Origin of the sequence: Acetobacter cibinongensis, assembly GCF_000963925.1 — a bacterium.
GTDB lineage: Bacteria > Pseudomonadota > Alphaproteobacteria > Acetobacterales > Acetobacteraceae > Acetobacter > Acetobacter cibinongensis.
This window is the reverse complement of the sequence record NZ_BAMV01000017.1, coordinates 46,874-67,767: the sequence shown is the minus strand read 5'-3', so window position 1 is coordinate 67,767 and position 20,894 is coordinate 46,874. Positions and strand designations below refer to the sequence as shown.

Sequence of the window (20,894 nt, the reverse complement as noted above, 5' to 3'; positions counted from 1 at the left end):
TTAACAAAAAATTCCCGAGTCGGAGACTGATTGCCCGGTAAGGGTGCAGAGGCAGGAGGCGTTTTTGGATCGTGCGGTTGACGCGGCAAATCTCGGCGGAACAGCGGCGGCGGGAGACCTGTCCATTTGGGGCATGTTCATGCATGCATCCCCTATGGTCAAGCTGGTTATGCTGGGGCTTGTGCTGTGTAGCATAATGGTTTGGGCCATCATTTTTGATAAAATTGTAACCCTACGGCGTATCAACAAGGCAGCCAGCGCCTTTGAAGACCGGTTCTGGTCTGGCGGCAGCCTTGATGACCTTTACGAAAGTGATGGTGCAAAGCCCGTCCACCCGCTTGCCGCCGTGTTTGGCGCAGCTATGGGTGAGTGGCGGCGTTCTGCGCGTATTCCGGGCGTTGATCTGGTACGCGGTGGCGTGAAAGAGCGCGTTGATCGTGCCATTATCATTACCGTCACGCGTGAGATGGACCGTCTGCGCCGTTGGGTGATTTTTCTGGCAACGGTTGCTCCTGTGGCACCGTTTATCGGGTTGTTTGGTACCGTGTGGGGTATCATGCACTCCTTCGCCAGCATTGCGGCTGAGCACAACACCAACCTGAGCGTTGTGGCTCCCGGTATTTCTGAAGCCCTGTTTGCAACAGCAATCGGCCTGATTACTGCTATCCCGGCTTATGTGGCTTACAACGTGATCAGCAATAGCCTGGACCTGTTTCAGGACCGTCTGGAAGGCTTTGGTACGGAGTTTGCTGCTATTCTTTCCCGCCAGTCTGAGGAAAGGGCGTAAGCCATGGGTATGCCATCGGGCGGAGGGGGGCGCAGGCGTCGGCGCCCAATGGCCGACATCAACGTGACACCTATGGTGGACGTCATGCTGGTGTTGCTCATCATCTTCATGGTGACATCCCCCATGATGACCAGCGGCGTGAATGTCGATCTGCCAAAAACCGATGCACGGCCAGTCAATACGGACACCAAGCCCATAACGGTTTCCATCCGTGCTGATGGCAGCATTTACATGGGTGAGTCCGAGGTGTCGGCAGACCAGTTGGTGGCGCAACTCAAAGCGGCTGCCAATAATGACTCTGAGCACCGTATCTTTGTGCGTGGGGACACGCATATCGATTATGGCCGCGTCATGCAGGTAATGGGACAAATTACCGAAGGCGGCTTCACACACGTGGCCCTGCTGGCGCAGCAACCCGCCAGCAGTGGGCACTAAATTCCTCACATAGAGGGATAGGGTAAACTCATGGTGCGGCCACGCCGTTCCGAACAGCGCCTGCTCCGGCGGGCGCTCTATCTGTCAGGGGGGGCGCATATTGCGCTCCTTTTGGCCTTGCTGGTCACCTTGCCGCCTGTAGAAAAGCAGGAAGAACCACCCCCGGTGGTTGAAATGCAGTTTGAAAGCGCAGAAACGGGTGGCTCTACGGCCAAGGCTTCACAGCCAGCCCCTAAACCTGCGCCTGCCCCGGCACCGGAACCTAAGGAAGCCCCTCCTACGCCAGAGCCACCGAAGGCCCTGCCGAATGAGGAAGCGCCACCTCCACCTCCGCCGCCGCAGCCCATACCGCCGCCGCCCGTACCGCAGACTGAAAAGCTGCCTGACACTCCTCTGCCCCCCAAGGCGGATGAGCCGTCTCCTGACGTGGTGAAAACGCCGCCCTCTCCGCCTGCGCCGCCCAAGGCCACGCCGAGTGTTGCGCCGCCATCACCTGTTACGGCGCCGACGGATACCCTGCCGGATAATCCGCTGCCGTCGCATATCACGCAGCCGAACAAGGCCAAGAAAACGCAGGAAGAGTCACACTCTCTGCTGGAAACACTGGATGCCTTCCGGTCTGACCAGAAGCAGACTCACGCGCCTAAAGCCAAGGCAAACCCGGTACAGGGTGGTGCCCCTAATGGTGGCGGTTCTCCTACCGGAGATATTACCCGCAGCCTGAGTGTGGGTGAGCAGAAGGCCATTGGGGGCGCTGTCCGCCGTTGTTATACGGAAGACACGGCAGCCAAGGACTATGCAACCTTTGTGGCCCATCTGATTGTGACTGTGGATGCCGCGGGTGAAGCCCGTATCGTACAGTTTGCGCCAGACACACAGGCAAAAATGAGTGCTGATTCGTCTTACCGTGCGTTAGCAGAGCGCGCACGGGCGGCTGTTCTCAGCCCCACATGCTCCAAGCTGCCGATCCCCAAAAATCTTCTGGGCCAGACACGGCAGTTGAAATTTGTATTCCGGCCTTGATCGGGCCGCACGGAGGAAACACGAATGTTGACCAATACTCGGCCGCTTATTTCCGACCAGGATGCTGATTCTCTGAAGTCTCTGCTGCTTGAGCGCCGCACCCTTATGGGCGCTGGCCTGGCAGCAGGGGGCGTGCTGGCAACTCCGTTGTCAGCGTTTGCCGCAGCAGCGCAGCCGGAAGCGGAAATTACGGTTGATCAGGCGCGTACTGCCCCTATCCCCATTGTGCTGCCAAACTTTGGCGGCGGTCTAGGCGCACAGATTGCAGAAGTGCTGAATAACGACCTGACCAATACGGGCCTGTTCAAAGTTCTGCCGGGTGGTGCATCCGGTGGTTCCCCGGATTTTGCGGCAGCTAAGTCTATGGGTGCCCGCGCTCTGGTCACCGGAACTGTAGCGGGTAGCGGAAGTGTTCGCGTTGAAATGCGCCTTTGGGACGTACTGACCCAGCAGCAGATTCAGGGCACAGCCTATACAACGTCTCCGGCTAACTGGCGCCGAATTGCCCATATTGTGGGTGACGTTATTTATGAGCGTATGCTGGGTGAAAAAGGGTATTTTGATACCCGCATTGCGTTTATTTCCCGCTCCGGCCCCCGCGCCCACCAGCAGACCCGCCTTGCTATTATGGATCAGGACGGGGCCAATAGCCGGATGCTGACAGCAGGCAACTGGTTGACCCTTACACCGCGCTTTAACCCGGTGAAGGATCAGGTGGCCTTCATGTCCTACGCCAATAACCGCCCCCGCGTGTATCTGTTTGATCTGGGTAGCGGCCGCCAGCAGATTCTGGGTGAATTTGCGGGCATCTCCTTTGCTCCGCGTTTTGCTCCGGATGGCCGCTCCGTTGTGTTGTCTGTCACCCGTAACGGTGGGTCAGATATTTTTGTAGTGGACCTTGCTTCCGGTTCACGCCGCCAGATCACGGCGTCCGGCGCAATTGATACCAGCCCCAGCTATAGCCCGGATGGTTCCCAGATCGTTTTCAACTCTGACCGTGGTGGCAGCCCGCAGCTTTACATCATGAGTGCATCAGGGGGCGGGGCGCGCCGCGTTTCTTACGGACACGGCACCTATGGTTCTCCGGTATGGTCACCGCGTGGGGACCTGATTGCCTTTACCCGTATTGCCAATGGCAGCTTCTCCCTTGGGGTGATGAACCCGGACGGCACGGGTGAGCGGATCATGACCGAAGGCTTTACTGTGGAAAGCCCGAGTTTCTGCCCCAATGGCCGCGTCCTGGCCTATTGCCGCCAGACACGTGCTGGTGCGGGTGGGGCAGGGTTCAGTTCCTCCATTGGTATGGTGGATATCACCGGCTTTAATGACCGCGTGCTGCATACGCCCGGTCAGGCGTCAGACCCGGCTTGGTCTCCGCGTAACGGCTAACTTTTTTTGCCGTAAGATCATGAAGGCGGGGGTGCTCAGGCATTCCCGCCTTTTTTATGCCGCATCTGTCCGGTTAGATCGGATTCTGTTTTGCGAATCGGTTGAGAATCACGGGTCGGGAAATCGTAAACCATTAGTTGTGGTAGGGGCATATCCCCACTCTCCTGGCAGGGTGAAGACGCGCCAAAGGGCCTTAATTGTGTCCTTTTGGCATCGTTTTGCGTATGGCTGTTACCCGAAGCAGAGTTGTCGCTTGACCGGGGCAATAAGCTATGGCTTACGGCAAGTAGTCTCCAAAATTCATCAGGCTCTTCGAAGGGTTCGGAGGGGAGCAGAGGAATACGCGGAGATGCAGACACAAAGTTGTTTTTTTTCTCCGATGTAGTTCCAATTCAGGAACTCGTTCTCAGGATCCGATCACATGAGACTGAAGTTTATCGCTGCGCTTGGTATGGTTGCCCTGCTTTCAGCCTGTGCGCATGAAAAAGCAGACACCGGTGCGTCTTCCGGCGCTGCGACGGCAACACAGCCGAGCGGCCCAGTTCCCGGCAGTGAAGCTGACCTGGTTGCCAACGTTGGCGACCGCATCTTCTATGACCTGAACAAAAGCGGCCTGACGTCCGACGCCCAGACCACCCTGCAGAAGCAGGCAGCTTGGCTGGCTCAGTACCCACAGGTTAATGTTGAAATTGCTGGTAACTGCGATGACCGCGGTACCGAAGAATACAACATTGCTCTCGGTCAGCGCCGTGCAAACGCTGCACGTGACTTCCTGGTTGCTAAAGGCGTTGCTTCTTCCCGCATTTCCACAATCTCCTACGGCAAAGACCGTCCGTCTGCTGTTGGTGATGACGAAAGCGCATGGGCCCAGAACCGTAACGCGATCACATCCGTTAAATAAGTTTCGGGTTCGTTCAGAGTTTGTCTGATCAAAGCGGGCCGGGTGGTTTCACCCGGCCTGTTTTGTTATTCAGGCTCTTGTTTTTCGGGCTGGAATAATGAAATCCTTGCCCGTTTTAAAAAGGGTGAGGGTCTTTTCATGAAGCGCCTGTTTGTTACGTCTGTTTCTGCCCGTGGGCGTATGGCAGCGCTCTGCCTGCCTGCTCTGGCCGTGGGGCTTGCTTTTGCCCAGCCTGCTCAGGCTCAGGAGCTTTCCAGCCGTGAGGCTCTGTCCCTGCAAAATGAGGTTCTGGCTCTCAAGCAACAGCTTAGCCAGCTTCAGGTATCTGGTAACACAGGTGGCGCTCTGGCTCCTCCGTCTGCCATGCCAGCCACGTCCTCCTCTGGTGCAAATGGAGACCTTACAGCGCAGTTGCTGGAGCGGGTTAATACGCTGGAGCAGCAGCAGCGCGATATGCGTGGCGAGATAGACCAGCTCACCAACGACCTGCAAAAACAGACAGCCAGCCTGTCCAAGCAACTGTCTGATGCCCAGTTTGCCATGCAGAATGGCGGTGGTGCTGCGGCGGCACCGGCAGCATCCGCTGCAACGAGTGCTGCGAGCAAGAAAGATGGTGAAGCGCCAAAGGCCACAACACCGGATGCGTTGCTGGCAGCAGGCAAAACAGCACTGCAACAGAAGGACTACGCAGCAGCGCAGGAAAATGCTGAAGGCGCTCTTAAAAACGCCAAAGGTAATTTCAAGGTTGATGCCCAGTTCCTGCTTGCCCAGTCTCTTGCTGGTCAGAAGCAGTATCGTCAGTCTGCTGTATCGTATTATGACGCGTACCGTCAGGCTCCCAAAAGTGCCCGTGCGCCAGATGCTCTGCTGGGTGTAAGTGCATCCCTGCTTGCGTTGGGCGACAAAAAGGCCGCCTGTCAGGCTTTGGGTAAGCTGAAGACGGAATTTCCGTCCCCAACCCAGCGCGTTTCTCATGCCGCAGAAATTTATGCCACACGGGGCGGCTGTTCATAATTTCCAAGACCGATCTTTCCGGAGGGTGGGTCTATTCTCCTCCCTCCGTCACGGAGCCTTTTAGCGCAGCGCCTGTTAGCGCAGAGCAATTTCAGGCAGTCATGGCGTCTCTTGGGCCGTGGGTGCCGGATCGTCCTGACTGTCCGGTAGGGATAGCCGTCTCTGGCGGGGGTGACAGCCTCTGCCTTGCATGGCTGGCCACATTTTGGCGGAAAAACCTTCTGGCCCTTATAGTGGACCACGGTTTGAGGCCTGAGTCCGCGGTGGAAGCTACGCTCACCCAGCAGCGCCTTCATGCATTGGGTATTCCCAGCCAGCGGGTTACACTCTCCCATCTCAAAAAAGGTCCCGGCATTGCAGAGCGTGCCAGAACGGCGCGGTACGCTGCCTTGGTACAGATGTGCCGTGAGCACGGGTGTGTGGATCTACTGCTGGGCCATCAGGCGGATGACCAGGCAGAAACAGTTGCTATGCGCCAGCGGGCTAAAAGTGGGGCCAGGGGTTTGGCTGGTATGGCATGGGTAACAGCCCTGCCAGATGTCAGGTTGGTGCGGCCACTGTTGGGGTTTTCACGCGCGGCCTTACGCAACACATTGCACCAGAACAGTGTGGAGTGGGTAGACGACCCCTCTAATGAAGACCGAAGCTCCGAACGGGTACGGGTACGGCAGGCCTTCCGTCTGGACCCTGAAGCGCAGTTGGACGCATGGCTTAATGGCGCTCGCGCGGGTATTGCCCGGATGCAGCAGGAACAGGACCATGCCCAGCATCTGCTGGACAGAGGCCAAACCCTGACGGAGTTCGGGTGGGCCTGTCTGGGGAGCGACCTAAGCACAGCCTCTGAACAGGTAAGGGACCTCCTGCGGGCGGTGGGTGGGCAGAACTATCTGCCCTCATCTGACCGCGTGGACGCGTTATGCCGGTCGCAGACAGAAAGAACATTGGGGGGCGTGCAGGTGACCCGTCATCAGCAGCACTGGTTTTTGCTGCGTGAAGCCGCCGCACAGGAAGGTTTTGTGGCCGTTGCGGATGGAGTGGTGTGGGACAGGCGTTTTGTGGTGTCCGTTCCCCGCATGGTTCAGGTCGAGGGCCTTAGTCTTGGTGCAGCGGGTCTTGGTGTGCCACGCGCGGCGCGGCGCGGCTGGCCAGCCCGGTTCTGTGCTACATTGCCTGCATTGTGGCGCAATGGGCAGCGTGTGGCGGTGCCGCATCTCGGATTATGGGAGATGCAGGGCTTAGAGCAGATCACCATAACCTTCCGCCCCCCTACGCCAGTCCGTGGTGGTAGCCTGTATGGGGCAGAGCTGGGGGTATTTGACAAAAATACGTGACCCGGGGGAGAATCTGTCAGAAAAACCCCCTGTGGCCTAGGAATACCCGACAGGCGCACCATTTATGAAAGCAGAGGTTGCATTTTCCGGCATCTGCCGTTCAGATTGGAGCCCTCTGGCGCTCTCGCACGATAAGTTATGGAAACACAGCCAAGATGAATAATTTAGGCCGCAATTTGGCTCTCTGGGTCAGCATCATCGCGCTGCTGCTTTTGCTGGTGAATATCTTCCAGCCGGGGAGCACACAACATGCGGCTCAGCAGCTCGCTTACTCTGACTTTGTCACGGATGTGGATACAGGCCGTGTGCGGTCCGTTGTCATGCAGGAGCAGACGATCTCTGGTACCCTGAAGGACGGCACGGCGTTTGAGAGTTATGCTCCGCACGATCCCACGCTGGTTCCTCACATGGTGGAAAAAGGCGTGGAGGTTATCGCCAAGCCGCTGGACCGTGAAGGAAGCCCGCTGCTGCGTTACTTCCTGAACGCCCTGCCGGTGATCATCATGATCGGGGCATGGCTGTTCGTCATGCGCCAGATGCAGGGTGGTGGTGGCCGTGGTGCCATGGGGTTCGGAAAATCCCGCGCCAAAATGCTGACCGAAAAGCATGGTCGCGTCACGTTTGAAGATGTGGCGGGTATTGATGAAGCCAAAAGCGAGTTGCAGGAGATTGTGGACTTCCTGAAAGACCCTCAGAAGTTCACACGTCTTGGTGGTAAAATTCCGAAGGGCGTACTGCTCTGTGGCCCGCCCGGTACCGGTAAAACCCTGCTGGCCCGCGCCATTGCAGGCGAAGCCAACGTGCCCTTCTTCACCATTTCCGGCTCTGACTTTGTGGAAATGTTCGTGGGTGTTGGTGCATCCCGTGTGCGAGATATGTTTGAGCAGGGCAAGAAATCTGCACCATGCATTATCTTCATTGACGAAATTGACGCCGTAGGCCGCCACCGTGGTGCCGGTATGGGCGGCGGTAACGACGAGCGCGAGCAGACCCTTAACCAGATGCTGGTTGAGATGGATGGTTTTGAAAGCAATGAAGGCGTTATCCTGATTGCCGCTACCAACCGCCCGGATGTTCTGGACCCGGCTCTACTGCGCCCCGGCCGTTTTGACCGTCAGGTTGTGGTTCCGAACCCGGATGTGGCTGGCCGTGAAAAAATCCTGCGCGTTCATATGCGCAAGGTGCCGCTGGCGTCTGACGTTGACCCCCGTATCATTGCCCGTGGCACTCCCGGCTTCTCTGGTGCTGACCTTGCCAATCTGGTGAACGAAGCAGCTCTGGCTGCCGCCCGCCTGGGCAAGCGCACTGTCGCCATGCGTGAGTTTGAAGACGCAAAAGACAAGGTGTTGATGGGTGCCGAGCGCCGCTCCCTTGTCATGAGTGATGAGGAAAAGAAGCGCACGGCCTATCATGAGGCCGGTCATGCTGTGACGGCCGTTCTTGTGCCGGAAAGCGAGCCCATTCACAAAGCTACCATTATTCCGCGTGGGCGTGCTTTGGGGATGGTCATGCGGCTCCCTGAAGGTGACCGCCTGTCGATGAGCAAGAAGAACTGCATTGCGCATCTGGTTGTGGCCATGGGTGGCCGCGTTGCGGAAGAGGTCGTCTACGGCAAGGACAATGTCTGCAACGGCGCAATGGGTGACATTCAGATGGCAACCCGTGTGGCCCGCAGCATGGTGACTGAATGGGGCATGAGCGAAAAGGTTGGCATGATTGCTTATGCCAACGATGATCAGGGCGGCATGGGCATGTTTGGGGGAGCTGCTAAAAACTTCTCCGAGCACACCTCCATGGAAATTGATTCAGAAATCAAACGCCTGATTGACGAAGCTTACGATCAGGCCCGCACTTATCTGCATGACCATGTTGATGAACTGCACCGCCTGGCTGAGGCTCTGCTGGAATATGAAACCCTGACAGGGGAAGAAATTCGCCAGATCATGCGGGGTCAGCCGATTGAACGGGTGGAGGTTGATGATACAACCCCTGTAAACCGTCGCTCTTCTGTCCCGCAGGTTTCTGGCCCGGAAATTACCAAGCCGGAATCAGAAGATGAAGGCGGCACTCCGGCACCCCAGCCTGTTTAAGGCGGTCATAGAGAACGAGCGTAACAGGAAGGCGGCAGCAATGCCGCCTTCTTTTGTGTTGTAGGCTAAAGTCATGGACTTCATACGTCTGGCAGAACCCGCTGGCCTTCTTTACGGCCTTGCTGCGGAGGATGCGTTAAGGGCTGGTAACGCCCTCCCGCTGGCGGGTGGACCTGCCGCATTTACGCAGGTGGACCTGATAGAGGGAACACAGCGCAGCGGGTTTATGCCTGTTGCATCCATACCTGCCGCGTGGCTGCCCGTGGTGCAGCGTGTTACGCAGCCCCCGGTATCCGGCACCGTACCGGATGGCCCGCAGGTTATGGGTATTCTGAACCTGACCCCTGACAGCTTTAGCGATGGTGGCCATCATAGTAGGGCGGAACACGCCTTGGCCGCAGGCATAAGGATGGTGCAGCAAGGGGCCGGTGTGCTGGACCTGGGTGGGGAAAGTACGCGCCCCGGCGCTCTATCCGTCACCCCTCGGCAAGAGTGGGAGCGTATAGGGGGCGTGCTTGAGCAGATGCGCGCTCATCTCCCTAACACTGTCTTGTCTATTGATACGCGGAACAGCTTTGTCATGGCACAGGCCCTGAAAGCCGGGGCAAATGTTATTAATGACGTCTCAGCCCTGATGCATGACCCAGAGGCACTGCCCTTATTAGCAGAGCAGGACTGCGGTGTTGTGCTTATGCACATGCGCGGCACGCCTGAAACTATGGCGCAGCACACACAGTATCAGGACATAGGGTACGACGTGGTGCGTGAGTTGGGGAAGCGGGTGCAGACAGCGCACGAGGGCGGTATAAGCCCCGATCGTCTGATGATTGACCCTGGTTTTGGTTTTGCCAAAACAGCAGAGCAAAATATGCGGCTACTGGCGCGGTTACCCATTTTGGCCAATCTAGGCTGTCGTGTTGTCGTTGGGGTGTCGCGCAAACGCATGATTGGTGCTGTAACCGGCGAGGATAACGCCGCTAAGCGAGACCCCGGCACTCAGGCAGCCTCTCTGGCAGGGTTGGCGCTGGGGCCGTCTGTTTTACGGGTTCATGCCGTGGAGGGTATGGTGCAGGCAGTTAAAGTCTGGCAGGCCGTACATGGCGCAGGAAGAATTTAACCTTTTTCCTCTATGGTAAGGCGGTGTACGAACGCAAACCATATTGGGAGTACCGCACATAAAAAAGCTATGATTTCAGGCTTTTGTTGATGTGTGCCAAGAACGATAAAAGCAAGGAGAGCAGGCCCATGGGGTGCACGAAACGGTTATTTGGCACAGACGGTATTCGCGGGACCGCCAATATCGCCCCCATGACGGTCGAAGTCGCACAGCGCCTGGGGCAGGCGGCTGGCCTGCGCTTTACACGCGGTGAACACCGGCACAGTGTTTTGCTGGGTAAAGATACGCGCCTGTCCGGTTACATGATTGAAAGCGCCATGGTGGCGGGCTTTTTGTCAGCCGGCATGGATGTGACCCTAGTGGGGCCGCTACCGACACCCGCCATAGCCATGCTGACCCGCTCCTTGCGGGCGGATCTAGGGGTGATGATTTCTGCCTCTCACAACCCGTTTGGAGATAACGGCATCAAGCTGTTTGGTCCGGATGGGTTCAAGCTGTCTGATCAGGACGAATCAGAAATTGAAGATCTGATGGAGGCTGACCTTACGGGACGGTTGGCTACGCCTGAAAAAATTGGCCGGGCCTCTCGCCTGAATGATGCCGCCGGTCGGTATATTGAAGGTGCAAAGTCAACTTTCCCCCGTAAACTACGCCTTGATGGCATGAAAATTGTCATAGATTGCGCCAATGGCTCAGCCTACCGGGTTGCCCCTACCGCGTTGTGGGAGCTTGGGGCAGAGGTTATCCGCATCGGGTGCACACCGGATGGCGTAAACATTAACGAACAGTGTGGTTCTACCCATCCGGAAGCATTGTGTGCTGCCGTGGTTGCGCATGGTGCGCATTTGGGTATTGCGCTGGACGGAGATGCAGACCGGGTTCTGATAGCGGATGAGACCGGCCACCTGATTGATGGAGACCAGATTCTGGCGCTCATCGCTCAGTCCTGGGCACGTGAGGGACGACTGGCCGGGGATGCAATTGTTGCCACAGTCATGTCCAACATGGGGCTGGAGCGGTTTCTTGACGGTTTGAATGTTGGTCTGGAGCGCACTGCGGTCGGCGATCGCTACGTTGTAGAATGTATGCGTGCGAAAAATATTAACATTGGCGGTGAGCAGTCCGGCCACATGGTGCTGACAGACTTTGGGACAACCGGGGACGGGCTAACGGCAGCCTTGCAGATTCTGGCTGTTTTAGTGGAAGACGGGCGTCCAGCCAGTCAGGTTTGCCGTCTGTTCACGCCCTTCCCACAGAAATTGCAGAATGTACGGTTTTCTGGGCGTGACCCCCTGACAGCGGACTGTGTCATCAGCAAGCGCGCAGAAGTTGAAAAAACCCTGCAAGGCCGAGGCCGTCTGGTTTTGCGCAAAAGCGGCACGGAGCCTCTGGTGCGGGTCATGGTGGAAGCAGAAGATGCCGCTTTAGTGCAGGAAACCGTGGCAGACATGTGCAAGGTTATTCAGGCTGTAAGCGAGCAAGGTTGATGCCGGCTCGTGTCTTCTCAATCGCGGGTAGCGATTCGGGTGGTGGGGCTGGAATTCAGGCAGATATCAAAGCCATAACCGCCCTCAAGGGCTATGCCATGACGGCCATAACAGCTCTGACAGCCCAGAACACTTTAGGGGTTCACGGCATTTTTCCTGTGCCTGCAGAATTTGTCCGGCAGCAGATACGCTGTGTGTTGGACGATATCGGGACGGACGCCTTCAAGACCGGCATGGTGGGGGGAGCCGCGGAAGTGCAGGTTGTGGCGGAAGAAATTGCCCTCTATCGGCGCAAATACCCTACGATACCTGTAGTGGTTGACCCCGTTATGGTTGCAAAGGGCGGGGCGGCTTTGCTGGCTGATGATGTTGTGGGTGTTGTGCAGAAAAGCCTGTTTGCTCAAGCAACAGTCATCACTCCCAACTTGCCGGAAGCTGAGCGTCTGACCAGGCAGAGCATTACAACGCGTGCCGCAATGCGCACTGCGGCGCGTTTGCTCCATCAGGAAACCGGAGCAGCCGTTTTGCTCAAGGGTGGCCACATGGAGGGAGACGAGCTTGTTGATATACTGGCTGATGAAACAGGGCTGACCGAGTTTTTCAGCCAACGCGTTCAAACCCGCCATACGCATGGCACAGGGTGTACGCTTGCCAGTGCGTTAGCAACGTATCTGGCACAGGGCTTAGCGTTGCAAGAGGCCGTTGCCCACGCCAGAGAGTATGTGCGGCAAGCTATTCTGCACGCACCAGAGCTAGGCCACGGGGCCGGACCGCTCTGGCATGCGCATACTGTTCCGAAAGCAGGTTAGACTCATCCTGCTACCTGATGACACAGGTTGGTTTCAAAGCTTGAAGGGGTGACCAGAGGCTTGTTGGGAGAGGTGGGAATAGCATTTTTGCGGTTCATGGGATCGTTCAGAATATAGCCACGCCCCCAAATGGTAGAAATCAGGTTTCCGGCGCCTGCTTCCTGCAATTTCTTGCGCAATTTGCAGATAAAAACATCAATGATTTTTACATCTGGCTCATCTCTGCCGCCATAAAGATGGTTGAGAAACATCTCTTTGGTCAAAGCAATGTCCTTGCGCAGGATCAGAAGTTCAAGGATAGAAAATTCTTTGCCGGTCAGATGAACAGGTTGGGCGTTAACGGTCACCGTATGGGTGTTCAGGTCCATAGTCAGATTGCCAACCTGCGTAACCGGGCTGGAAAACCCACCGGAGCGCCGCAGAATAGCCTGTATGCGAGCCACGAGTTCATCAACATCAAATGGTTTGGTCAGGTAATCATCGGCCCCGTTTGAGAACGCCTTGATCTTGGAATGCGATTTATCAATGGCTGACAAAACGATAACCGGCGTCTGAATTTTCATGGTCCGGAGTGTGCTGATGATATCATACCCATCCATGTCCGGCATGATAAGCTCTATAATCGCAAGCCCGTAACTGTAGCTGCGCAGCATATCGAGAGCATCCTGCCCTGATGTCGCGATATCTGTGACCAATCCAGCCCGGTTTAAAAAAGGCACGACCTTCGCGGCCAAAGCCTGATTATCTTCTGCAAAAAGAATACGCATAGTGGTTTCATCTCCCCCACAGAGAGTGTATGTCACACCTATTAGTTGTGACATTAACACTATAATATACTTTTAGATGTTTTTATAGAAGATAACAAAAATGTGATCGAATCTTGTGATGTTTGTTTTTTTTGAGGAAAACAAAAAGAAGCAAGAGAAAATAATAAAAAAACCATATAAAACAATATGATGAAACTGGAACATAAAAGAAGGAAAGGGAGCGCTTCAGGCTGAACATGTTTGAAAAACAAAAACAAGACACGAAATTGATTACATAAACATTCCCAAAAAATAAAAATAAAGCAATCAATAGGAAATATTTATAACCGGAATTCATGCCTTGTTGTGGAAAGTGAAACCGAGCGGCTGACTGGTGCCATCAGGAAAAAGTACGCCGCAATGCCGTGGGGCTTTTGTTTTGCTCTTATGTTCCGTCGCGCACAGCCCTAAGTTATTGGGTCTGTTATGGATGGGGCGGAAAGAGACGGCATGAGTAGCGCAGTACGGCTGGACACTGAACACGCAACCCAAAATCTGGCCAGAATTATTGCGCGCCTTGTGCAACCTGGTGACTGTATTTTGTTATCCGGCCCCTTGGGCGCGGGAAAAAGTGTGTTCGCAAGAGCCTTCCTGCGTGCCGTCTGTCAGGATGAGGCGCTCGAGGTGCCCAGCCCCACTTATACGCTGGTTCAAACCTATGCAGCGCCTATGTGCGGCCTGTCTCATTTCGATCTGTGGCGGCTGAGCGGCCCTGACGAACTGGAAGAACTGGGGTGGGATGAGGCCCGAGACGGTATTGTGCTGGTGGAATGGCCAGAACGACTGGAGGACCTTACACCCAAGTCTGCACTCCATCTGACACTTTCTGTTCTGCCAGACGGTACGCGGCATGGTGTGGTATCTGGCTGGTCTGACCGGCTTACACGTTATGTTCTGTCGGAAGAGCTGTAAGAAGATGTCGGTACAACAGCACGCTGGCACATCGTGGGGAACTGGTGCGGTGAAGCTGGCAACCATCCCGGCGCATCTCCCTTTTCTTGATCAACTGGCCCTGCGTTGGCTGAATGCGGCGCAGTGGGACCCTCATGTCATGGGGGAGGGAACCCTTATTCTTCCGGGGCGTCGTGCGGCGCGCGGCCTGACGGAAGCCTTCCTGCGGCATATGCAGGGCAAACCCATGCTTCTGCCGCGTATTTTGCCTATCAGTGCGCTGGATGAAGCTGAGCTTGGTTTTGCGTCTGGCGTTGGGGGCGGTCATGGCCTTTCCCTCCCGCCTGCTGTGGCGGGCATGACACGTCTTGCTGTCCTGACCCGTTTGGTCCTGCAAGCAGATAAAGCATTTGGTACGCGGCCAACGCTTGATCAGGCATGGCCATTGGCCAAGGCTCTGGCTGAACTGATGGATGAAGCCGAGTGGGCGGAGGTCGACCTGGCTGAGCGGCTACCCAATGCTGTGCAGGAAGGCTTTGCCGAACACTGGCAGATCATTCTCCAGTTTTTGGAAATTGTTACAAAATCCTGGCCGGACTGGCTGCGGGAGCAGGGGGTTATGAACCCTGTCGCACGGCAGGTGGCGCTGCTACGGGCGCAGGCGGCGTTGTGGCGCAATCAGGCTGCACAGGGTGATGCAACGCCTCTCTGGGCAGCAGGTTTTACCAATATCATGCCCGCCACAGCTGAGGCTCTGCGGGCTGTTATGGCCTGCCCGGCAGGGCTGGTGGTGGTGCCGGGGCTGGATATGGCCATGCCGGAGGATGTCTTCACCACGCTGTCAGATAGCCACCCTCAAGCAGGGTTAAGTTGTCTTTTGGCCGCCTTGGGTGCCACGCGGGCAGATGTCAGCCTGTGGGAAGGGGAGGGTGGTTTTCCCGAACGGACCAATGCCTTGCAGCGTGCTTTGCTGCCCGCTTCTGCACTGGAAGACTGGGCGCAGGATGGTCCCGTTGCCCTGCCGCATGTCTCCCGGTTGGATGCGGCAGATCAGCAGGAAGAAGCGGTGGCAATAGCCATGATCATGCGGGATGTGATTGTGCAGCCCGGCAAGCGGGCCGCGCTGATTACGCCAGACCGTGGTCTCGCCTCCCGTGTTGTGACGGAACTTGTGCGCTGGGGCGTGCTGGCGGATGACAGTGGCGGAGCGTCCCTGATAGGCACACCCGGCGGGGTGTTGTTGCGGCTTGTCGCCCAGTTGGTGGAGAGCCGTTATGCGCCGGTTGCTCTACTGTCGGTTCTCAAACATCCTCTTGTAGCCTGCGGGCTTTCAGCCGGGGTTTGCCGTGCCTCAGCCCGTTTGCTTGAGCGTGTAGTGCTGCGCGGCCCAGCGCCATCCCCGGGTTTTGCGGCACTGCGGAGTGCTGTGGAGCACGCACTGGCTGAGCAGGCCCGGCACGAGAAAAAAGCCCAGCAGGTTGAAGCGGGCGCTGAGGCAGATCGTCCTTTTGGGCCGGAGCCTCTCCTTGCCTTTATGGACCGGCTTGCCGTGTGCCTGGCACCTGTTTTGGCGTGGCCGGATGAGACCGTGCAGCCTGATGCCCTCTCTCTGCCAGCCCATGTTACAGCGGGTCAGCCGGGTTTTCATGCGCCTGTACCAGATTTGCTGGCTGCGTTGATTCAGACGGTTGAACGCCTTGTTGCGACCGATACGGAGGAAGCACCTCAGCGCTTGTGGCGCGGGGAGGAAGGTAACCTGCTGGCGGGTAAACTGACGGAGCTGATGCTGGCAACCGATATCCTGCCACCCCAACCCCCGGCCGTTCTGGATGGGTTGCTAAGTGCCGTTCTGGCGGAAGAACGCGTTGCCAGCCGCCGGGGCGGAGACCCCGCTGCCCTGCACCCGCGTGTGCTGATCTGGGGGTTGTTTGAAGCACGGCTTCAGACGGCGGATACGGTTATTCTCGGCGGGTTGGCGGAGGGGGTATGGCCCCCTGTGGCTGACGCCGGTCCTTGGATGAGCCGCCCCATGCGGCAGGAAGTGGGGTTACCATCACCCGAGCAGGCGATTGGTCAGGCTGCGCATGATTTTTTTGCAAGCGCCACAGCAGCGGCGGAGGTTGTTTTGTCCTGCCCCCGCAGGCGGGAGGGGGCACCTGTCGTGCCTGCCCGCTGGCTGTCCCGGCTGGATGCTTTTCTGGCTGGGCTGGGTGTCAAAATACCGCATCATCCCGCTACAACAGCATGGTTGCATGGTTTGGACAGGCCAGCAGGCTCGGCACAGGCGGCCTCTCCGCCCCGCCCGACTCCACCAGTTGCACTCCGCCCGCGCAGGTTGAGTGTGACCGAAATAGAAACATGGATGCGCGACCCCTACGCCATTTATGCGCGCCATGTTCTGCGCCTGCTACCCCTGCCGGAACTGGAAGAGGCGGCGGATGCCTCTGATTACGGCATGATCGTGCATGCAGCTCTTGAACGCTGGTTTGCAAAGCACGGGACTGCGTGGCCAGCCCAGGCGGAAACGGAATTGCAGGCGCTCTTCAGGGAGGTGTTGCAGGAGCATACGCTTCGGCCTGCCTTGCGTGCGTGGTGGGAGCCACGCTTGATGCGGATTGCAACATGGGTGGTGCAGGCGGAGGAGGCGCAGCGGGAGCAGAATGGGCCCCCCCATGCCATTAAAACAGAACTGCGCGGCAGGGTGGATATTCCTGATGCGCCCTACAAACCTTTCAGTCTTGTTGGGCGTGCTGACCGTATAGATTTTGATGCAGAGGGGCGTCTAATCGTGCGGGATTACAAAACTGGCACGCTCCCCTCTACGCGGGATGTGCTGCATGGCTGGAGCCCGCAATTACCGCTGGAAGCCGCTATGGTTGTGCGGGGTGGTTTTTCCGGCCTGCCCTTGCCCCAGACAGGGGCTGCACCGGATATTGCGGGGCTGGTTTACTGGCGTCTGACAGGCGGCGCTGAACCGGGAGAAGAAGTGACCATTACAGCGGAAAAAGGCGTGTCCCTGACTGACCTTGCTGAACAGACATGGGCCAACCTGCGGGAGCGCGTTGCCGCTTATGACAACCCGGAGCAACCGTATCTGTCTCACCCCCATCCGGGGCAGGAGCCCCGGTTTGCAGATTATGCCCGTCTGGCCCGCGTGCCGGAATGGAACAGCGCTCGCTCGGAGGATGAGGCATGACCGCCGTTCAGTCTTCTTCCGATGCTATTGCCCAAGCCAACACCCAGCAGGGGCTGGCGTCTGACCCCACAGCATCCGTTTTTGTGTCAGCATCGGCTGGAAGCGGAAAAACCAAACTTCTCATTGACCGTCTGCTCCGCCTCATGCTGCCCCGGCGGCTTGAAAACGGAGAGATCACGCCCGGCAGTCACCCCGCCCGCATCCTGTGCCTGACCTTTACCAAAGCTGCGGCTGCGGAAATGGCTATTCGGCTGCAAAAACGGCTTGGGGAATGGGTCACGTTGTCAGACCCACATCTGGACCGGGAACTACAGTCTCTGTTTGTGCCCTGTACGCCGGAAACACGCCGCCGTGCGCGTGCTCTGTTTGCCGATGTGCTGGATCTGCCAGGTGGTATGCGGATTGGCACTATCCATGCCTTCTGCCAGTCCCTTCTGCGGCGTTTCCCGCTTGAAGCAGCCATGAACCCGCATTTTACGGTCATGGAAGAAACGGATGCCTCCCTCGCCCTGCTAGGCTGTGTGGAAACAGTGCTGGGTGAGCGGGATGCCTCGACTCTGGCCCCCTTGGCTGGGCAGATCGGGCTAGGAGATTTTGTCTCTCTTGCTGGCACGTTACGCCACAAACCACAGGCGGAGCGTATTCTGGACTGGGCGCTCAAGCAGCCGCAGGACATACCAGTCATCGTCAGCCGCGTGCTTGGTTTGTCTGCCAACACGCTCAAAGGGTCTGACCTTGAGCAAAAACAGGCAGCCTGCACGGATTTTGCCGGGGAGGACGCGTTACGCACCTTTCTGGGCATATTGGCGGATGAAGGGACAGACACGGTCAAACGCAACGTGGTGCTGTTGCTGGACTGGCTTGCCCTGCCACCAGCGCAGCGGGCTGAGAATTGGGCCGTGTGGCGTAACGGTCTGCTGACCAAAGAGGGCAAGCCACGTAGTCGAGGGCTTATCACAACCAAATTGAGCGCCAAATACGCCACTCAGGCTGAGTATCTGGTGCAGGAAGCCGAGCGTATTCTTGGTGTTGAGGAAACCCTGCGCGCACGCGGGCTGGCCCGTCTTGGCGTGGCCCTGTTGCAAAATGCAGCCCCTGTTGCTGCCTTGTATGCGACCCGCAAAACCCAACGGGGACTCGTGGAGTATGATGACCTTATCCGCCGCACCCTCGGCCTGCTGCGGGAGCCGGGGGCGGCTTGGGTCATGTACAAGCTGGATGGCGGGATAGACCATCTGTTGCTGGACGAAGTGCAGGATACCTCCGCCGAGCAATGGCGCATTGCAGGAGATTTGACGGAAGAATTTTTTGCCGGTGAGGGCACCCGCACACTGGAAGAAAGCCCCCGAACCGTCTTTGCTGTGGGGGATTACAAGCAGTCGATATACGGGTTTCAGGGGGCAGATCCGCAATCGTTTCGTACTTGGCGGCGCGTGTTCCAGAACAGGGCGCTGGCCGCGGGGTTGCGTTGGCGTGAACCGGAACTGACGGTCTCGTTCCGGTCTACCACGCCGGTTCTGCGCTTGGTGGACGCCGTATTCTCTGTGCCGGACGCAGCGCAAGGCGTGGCGGAGGAAGATGGTCGCGCCATGCAGCACCAGTCTGCTCGCCCTGGGCAGGGGGGGCGTGTGGAGTTATGGCCGCTGGCTGACTCCGGCGCGGAGGAGGATGACCCGGCAAGCCCCTGGGCACCGGCGGTTGCCAATACAACGCGGCAGAACCCCCGGCAAAAACTGGCCGATACGCTGGCCCGGCATATTGCGCGGGAGCTGGCAGCACCACCCCAACCCGGCCAGAAGGCCCTTACACCGGGTGATGTGCTCATTCTGGTGCCGCGCCGGTCTCCTTTTGTGACGGCCCTGATCCGTGCCCTGAAAACCCAGAACGTGCCGGTCGCAACTTTGGTACGGACTGGTCTGGCTGACCAGCTGGCTGTGCAGGACCTTATGGCCCTGTGTTCAGCCCTGCTGCTGCCGCAGGATGATCTGACGTTGGCCTGCGTGCTGACCTCTCCTCTGGGTGGGATGTCAGATGACAGCCTGATGGTTCTGGCAACGGGCCGTAACCCGGCGGCACCCTTATGGTCGGCCTTGCGGGAGCGGCATAAGGAGCGCCCTGACTGGCAAAAGGCCTGGGCGCTGCTGGATAGTCTGTTCCACCGTGTGGATTATCTGACCCCGCACGAACTGTTGTCAGAGGCCTTGGGCCGTGCCGGAGGCCGTGCCCGCTTGCTGGCACGCCTTGGGCCAGAAGCAGCCGAATCGATTGATGAGTTGCTCTCTGCTGCTCTGCGGTATCAGGAGCAGCACCCGCCTTCTTTGCAGGGGTTTGTGCATTGGCTTCGTAATTCGGAAGAAAGCGTAAAACGCGAGGCCGAAGCCGGGGGCGATTCCGTAAGAGTCATGACCGCGCATGGCGCAAAAGGGTTGCAGGCCAGACTGGTGATTTTGCCAGATACAGTCAGTAAGCCACGCTATGAAGATCGCCTATTCTGGACCAAAGACAAGCATACCGGCCTGGATGTGCCGCTCTATGTACCGCGCGGCGCTCTGGCTACCGGCCTTACCCACACCCTGCGTGCCCAAACGCAGGCCAGCGCGGTCGAGGAATATAACCGCCTGCTCTATGTCGCTCTGACCCGCGCAGCCGAGCGGCTTATCGTGTGTGGCTGGATGCCGGGGCGCCATATTCCGCCTGAAAGCTGGTATGAGCGCTGCCGTCAGGGGTTTGAGGCCGCAGGAGCACAGGCGCAGGAATGGCAGGAAGGGGACTGGTGTGGGGAAGCACTGGTTCTGGAAGAACATCCTGTGCCGCCTCAGGCACCGGCCTCTCATGATGCAGGTGAGGTAGAAAAGGTTTCACCTAAGCCGCCTGCCTTGCCAGGCTGGATGGGGCAGGCTCCGGACTGGCACCCTACGCCATTGCCTGTGGAACCTCCTCTTGCGCTGCCTCTGGCCCCCAGTCGGCCAGATGATGCCATGCTCGGGCCGCTGCCGCCTGTTCGCTCCCCGCTAGATGTTGCCAGCATTACACCCGCGGCCGCGCGGGAGGCTGCGTTCCGGCGCGGTAATCTGGTTCATGCCTTGTTGCAATATCTCCCGGCACAACCAACTGCGCACTGGTCGCGTCTAGCGCAGGAGTGGCTGGCAAGGCCCGCCAGCGGCTTAACGGCGGACGATGCAGCCCACCTTGCCAAGCAGGTGCTGGGGGTTTTGGTATTGCCTGATCTGGCACCGCTTTTTGCGCCGGAAGCAAGGCCGGAGCAGAAGCTGGCCGGTATTGCTGCCGGTCAGGTCATTGTGGGGCAGGTGGACCGTATGCGTGTGCTGCCAGACCGTGTACTGGTCTGTGACTTCAAGAGCGGGCGGCACATGCCCCGCACAAGTGCGGGAACGCCAGTCCTGTATTTGCGGCAGATGGCAGCTTATCGTGCGCTGTTGCAGGGGCTGTACCCTGACCGGCCTGTTGTGTGTGTGCTGGTCTGGACAGAGGGCCCGCGGGCCGATGTTCTGCCCGATGCAGTGCTGGATGCACATGCTCCCACACACCCGCCATCTTGACCCGGTGCCAGACCACTCTAAGTGTAAGGACACAGGTTTGGGGTGAGGCCGCAGGCTG

15 protein-coding genes are annotated in these 20,894 nt (G+C 57.9%); 14 read left to right on the top strand and 1 reads right to left on the bottom strand.

All coding sequences use genetic code 11. The features are described from left to right. The first annotated feature begins 43 nt into the window (after positions 1 to 43). The 11 genes from tolQ to thiD all read left to right on the top strand — a co-directional run bounded on the left by tolQ (position 44) and on the right by thiD (position 12,383). On the top strand, positions 44 to 787 hold the full coding sequence (gene tolQ, locus Abci_RS09500; protein WP_181015842.1) for a protein TolQ: 744 nt from the start codon (positions 44 to 46) through the stop codon (positions 785 to 787). A gap of 3 nt (positions 788 to 790) precedes the next feature. Further along, complete coding sequence (tolR, locus tag Abci_RS09495; RefSeq protein ID WP_048838926.1) at positions 791 to 1,222, top strand: protein TolR; 432 nt, start codon at positions 791 to 793, stop codon at positions 1,220 to 1,222. Between the two features lie 30 nt (positions 1,223 to 1,252). Next, positions 1,253 to 2,245: a hypothetical protein gene (locus tag Abci_RS09490; protein ID WP_048838925.1), complete on the top strand. Its 993-nt coding sequence runs from the start codon at positions 1,253 to 1,255 to the stop codon at positions 2,243 to 2,245. Positions 2,246 to 2,269: 24 nt separating this feature from the next. Next, complete coding sequence (gene tolB / locus Abci_RS09485; RefSeq protein ID WP_048838924.1) at positions 2,270 to 3,634, top strand: Tol-Pal system beta propeller repeat protein TolB; 1,365 nt, start codon at positions 2,270 to 2,272, stop codon at positions 3,632 to 3,634. Between the two features lie 421 nt (positions 3,635 to 4,055). Then, positions 4,056 to 4,535, top strand: coding sequence for a peptidoglycan-associated lipoprotein Pal (gene pal, locus Abci_RS09480; RefSeq protein ID WP_048838923.1), 480 nt, complete (start codon positions 4,056 to 4,058; stop codon positions 4,533 to 4,535). Positions 4,536 to 4,673: 138 nt separating this feature from the next. Continuing rightward, on the top strand, positions 4,674 to 5,549 hold the full coding sequence (locus tag Abci_RS09475) for a tol-pal system YbgF family protein (protein ID WP_084597625.1): 876 nt from the start codon (positions 4,674 to 4,676) through the stop codon (positions 5,547 to 5,549). Between the two features lie 101 nt (positions 5,550 to 5,650). Next, positions 5,651 to 6,880, top strand: coding sequence for a tRNA lysidine(34) synthetase TilS (tilS, locus tag Abci_RS09470; protein ID WP_084597608.1), 1,230 nt, complete (start codon positions 5,651 to 5,653; stop codon positions 6,878 to 6,880). A 155-nt stretch (positions 6,881 to 7,035) separates the two neighbouring features. Beyond that, positions 7,036 to 8,970 (top strand): ATP-dependent zinc metalloprotease FtsH, encoded by a 1,935-nt coding sequence (ftsH, locus tag Abci_RS09465; protein WP_048838921.1) that lies wholly within the window; start codon positions 7,036 to 7,038, stop codon positions 8,968 to 8,970. 73 nt (positions 8,971 to 9,043) lie between these two features. Next, positions 9,044 to 10,087 (top strand): dihydropteroate synthase, encoded by a 1,044-nt coding sequence (gene folP, locus Abci_RS09460; protein ID WP_048838920.1) that lies wholly within the window; start codon positions 9,044 to 9,046, stop codon positions 10,085 to 10,087. Between the two features lie 128 nt (positions 10,088 to 10,215). Next, positions 10,216 to 11,574, top strand: a complete 1,359-nt coding sequence (gene glmM / locus Abci_RS09455; RefSeq protein WP_048839132.1) for a phosphoglucosamine mutase — start codon at positions 10,216 to 10,218, stop codon at positions 11,572 to 11,574. Next, positions 11,574 to 12,383, top strand: a complete 810-nt coding sequence (gene thiD / locus Abci_RS09450) for a bifunctional hydroxymethylpyrimidine kinase/phosphomethylpyrimidine kinase (protein ID WP_048838919.1) — start codon at positions 11,574 to 11,576, stop codon at positions 12,381 to 12,383. Before glmM ends, thiD begins: the two co-directional genes overlap by 1 nt. Positions 12,384 to 12,385: 2 nt before the next feature. Here the strand turns inward: thiD and Abci_RS09445 are convergent, their stop codons facing one another. Then, entirely contained in the window at positions 12,386 to 13,150 is a 765-nt protein-coding gene (locus Abci_RS09445) for a response regulator transcription factor (protein ID WP_048838918.1), read from the bottom strand. A gap of 489 nt (positions 13,151 to 13,639) precedes the next feature. On the opposite strand from Abci_RS09445, the gene tsaE reads away from it, so the two are divergent. Genes tsaE through addA form a run of 3 tightly spaced genes read left to right on the top strand, consistent with a single transcriptional unit; the run spans position 13,640 to position 20,836 of the window. Next, positions 13,640 to 14,101 (top strand): tRNA (adenosine(37)-N6)-threonylcarbamoyltransferase complex ATPase subunit type 1 TsaE, encoded by a 462-nt coding sequence (tsaE, locus tag Abci_RS09440; protein ID WP_048838917.1) that lies wholly within the window; start codon positions 13,640 to 13,642, stop codon positions 14,099 to 14,101. 49 nt (positions 14,102 to 14,150) lie between these two features. Continuing rightward, the gene (addB, locus tag Abci_RS09435) at positions 14,151 to 17,276 is read left to right on the top strand and encodes a double-strand break repair protein AddB (RefSeq protein WP_084597624.1); all 3,126 of its coding nucleotides are present in this window, start codon (positions 14,151 to 14,153) and stop codon (positions 17,274 to 17,276) included. After that, on the top strand, positions 17,273 to 20,836 hold the full coding sequence (gene addA, locus Abci_RS09430) for a double-strand break repair helicase AddA (RefSeq protein ID WP_048838915.1): 3,564 nt from the start codon (positions 17,273 to 17,275) through the stop codon (positions 20,834 to 20,836). Before addB ends, addA begins: the two co-directional genes overlap by 4 nt. Positions 20,837 to 20,894 lie beyond the last annotated feature (58 nt).

What these genes read in the sequence shown, in the direction of transcription:
- ftsH (WP_048838921.1), top strand. Translation starts at nt 7,036, where the DNA reads ATGAATAATTTAGGCCGCAATTTGGCTCTCTGGGTCAGCATCATCGCG.
- Abci_RS09490 (WP_048838925.1), top strand. Translation starts at nt 1,253, where the DNA reads ATGGTGCGGCCACGCCGTTCCGAACAGCGCCTGCTCCGGCGGGCGCTC.
- tolR (WP_048838926.1), top strand. Translation starts at nt 791, where the DNA reads ATGGGTATGCCATCGGGCGGAGGGGGGCGCAGGCGTCGGCGCCCAATG.
- glmM (WP_048839132.1), top strand. Translation starts at nt 10,216, where the DNA reads ATGGGGTGCACGAAACGGTTATTTGGCACAGACGGTATTCGCGGGACC.
- tolB (WP_048838924.1), top strand. Translation starts at nt 2,270, where the DNA reads ATGTTGACCAATACTCGGCCGCTTATTTCCGACCAGGATGCTGATTCT.
- folP (WP_048838920.1), top strand. Translation starts at nt 9,044, where the DNA reads ATGGACTTCATACGTCTGGCAGAACCCGCTGGCCTTCTTTACGGCCTT.
- thiD (WP_048838919.1), top strand. Translation starts at nt 11,574, where the DNA reads ATGCCGGCTCGTGTCTTCTCAATCGCGGGTAGCGATTCGGGTGGTGGG.
- tilS (WP_084597608.1), top strand. Translation starts at nt 5,651, where the DNA reads ATGGCGTCTCTTGGGCCGTGGGTGCCGGATCGTCCTGACTGTCCGGTA.
- pal (WP_048838923.1), top strand. Translation starts at nt 4,056, where the DNA reads ATGAGACTGAAGTTTATCGCTGCGCTTGGTATGGTTGCCCTGCTTTCA.
- Abci_RS09475 (WP_084597625.1), top strand. Translation starts at nt 4,674, where the DNA reads ATGAAGCGCCTGTTTGTTACGTCTGTTTCTGCCCGTGGGCGTATGGCA.
- addA (WP_048838915.1), top strand. Translation starts at nt 17,273, where the DNA reads ATGACCGCCGTTCAGTCTTCTTCCGATGCTATTGCCCAAGCCAACACC.
- Abci_RS09445 (WP_048838918.1), bottom strand. Translation starts at nt 13,150, where the DNA reads ATGCGTATTCTTTTTGCAGAAGATAATCAGGCTTTGGCCGCGAAGGTC.
- tsaE (WP_048838917.1), top strand. Translation starts at nt 13,640, where the DNA reads ATGAGTAGCGCAGTACGGCTGGACACTGAACACGCAACCCAAAATCTG.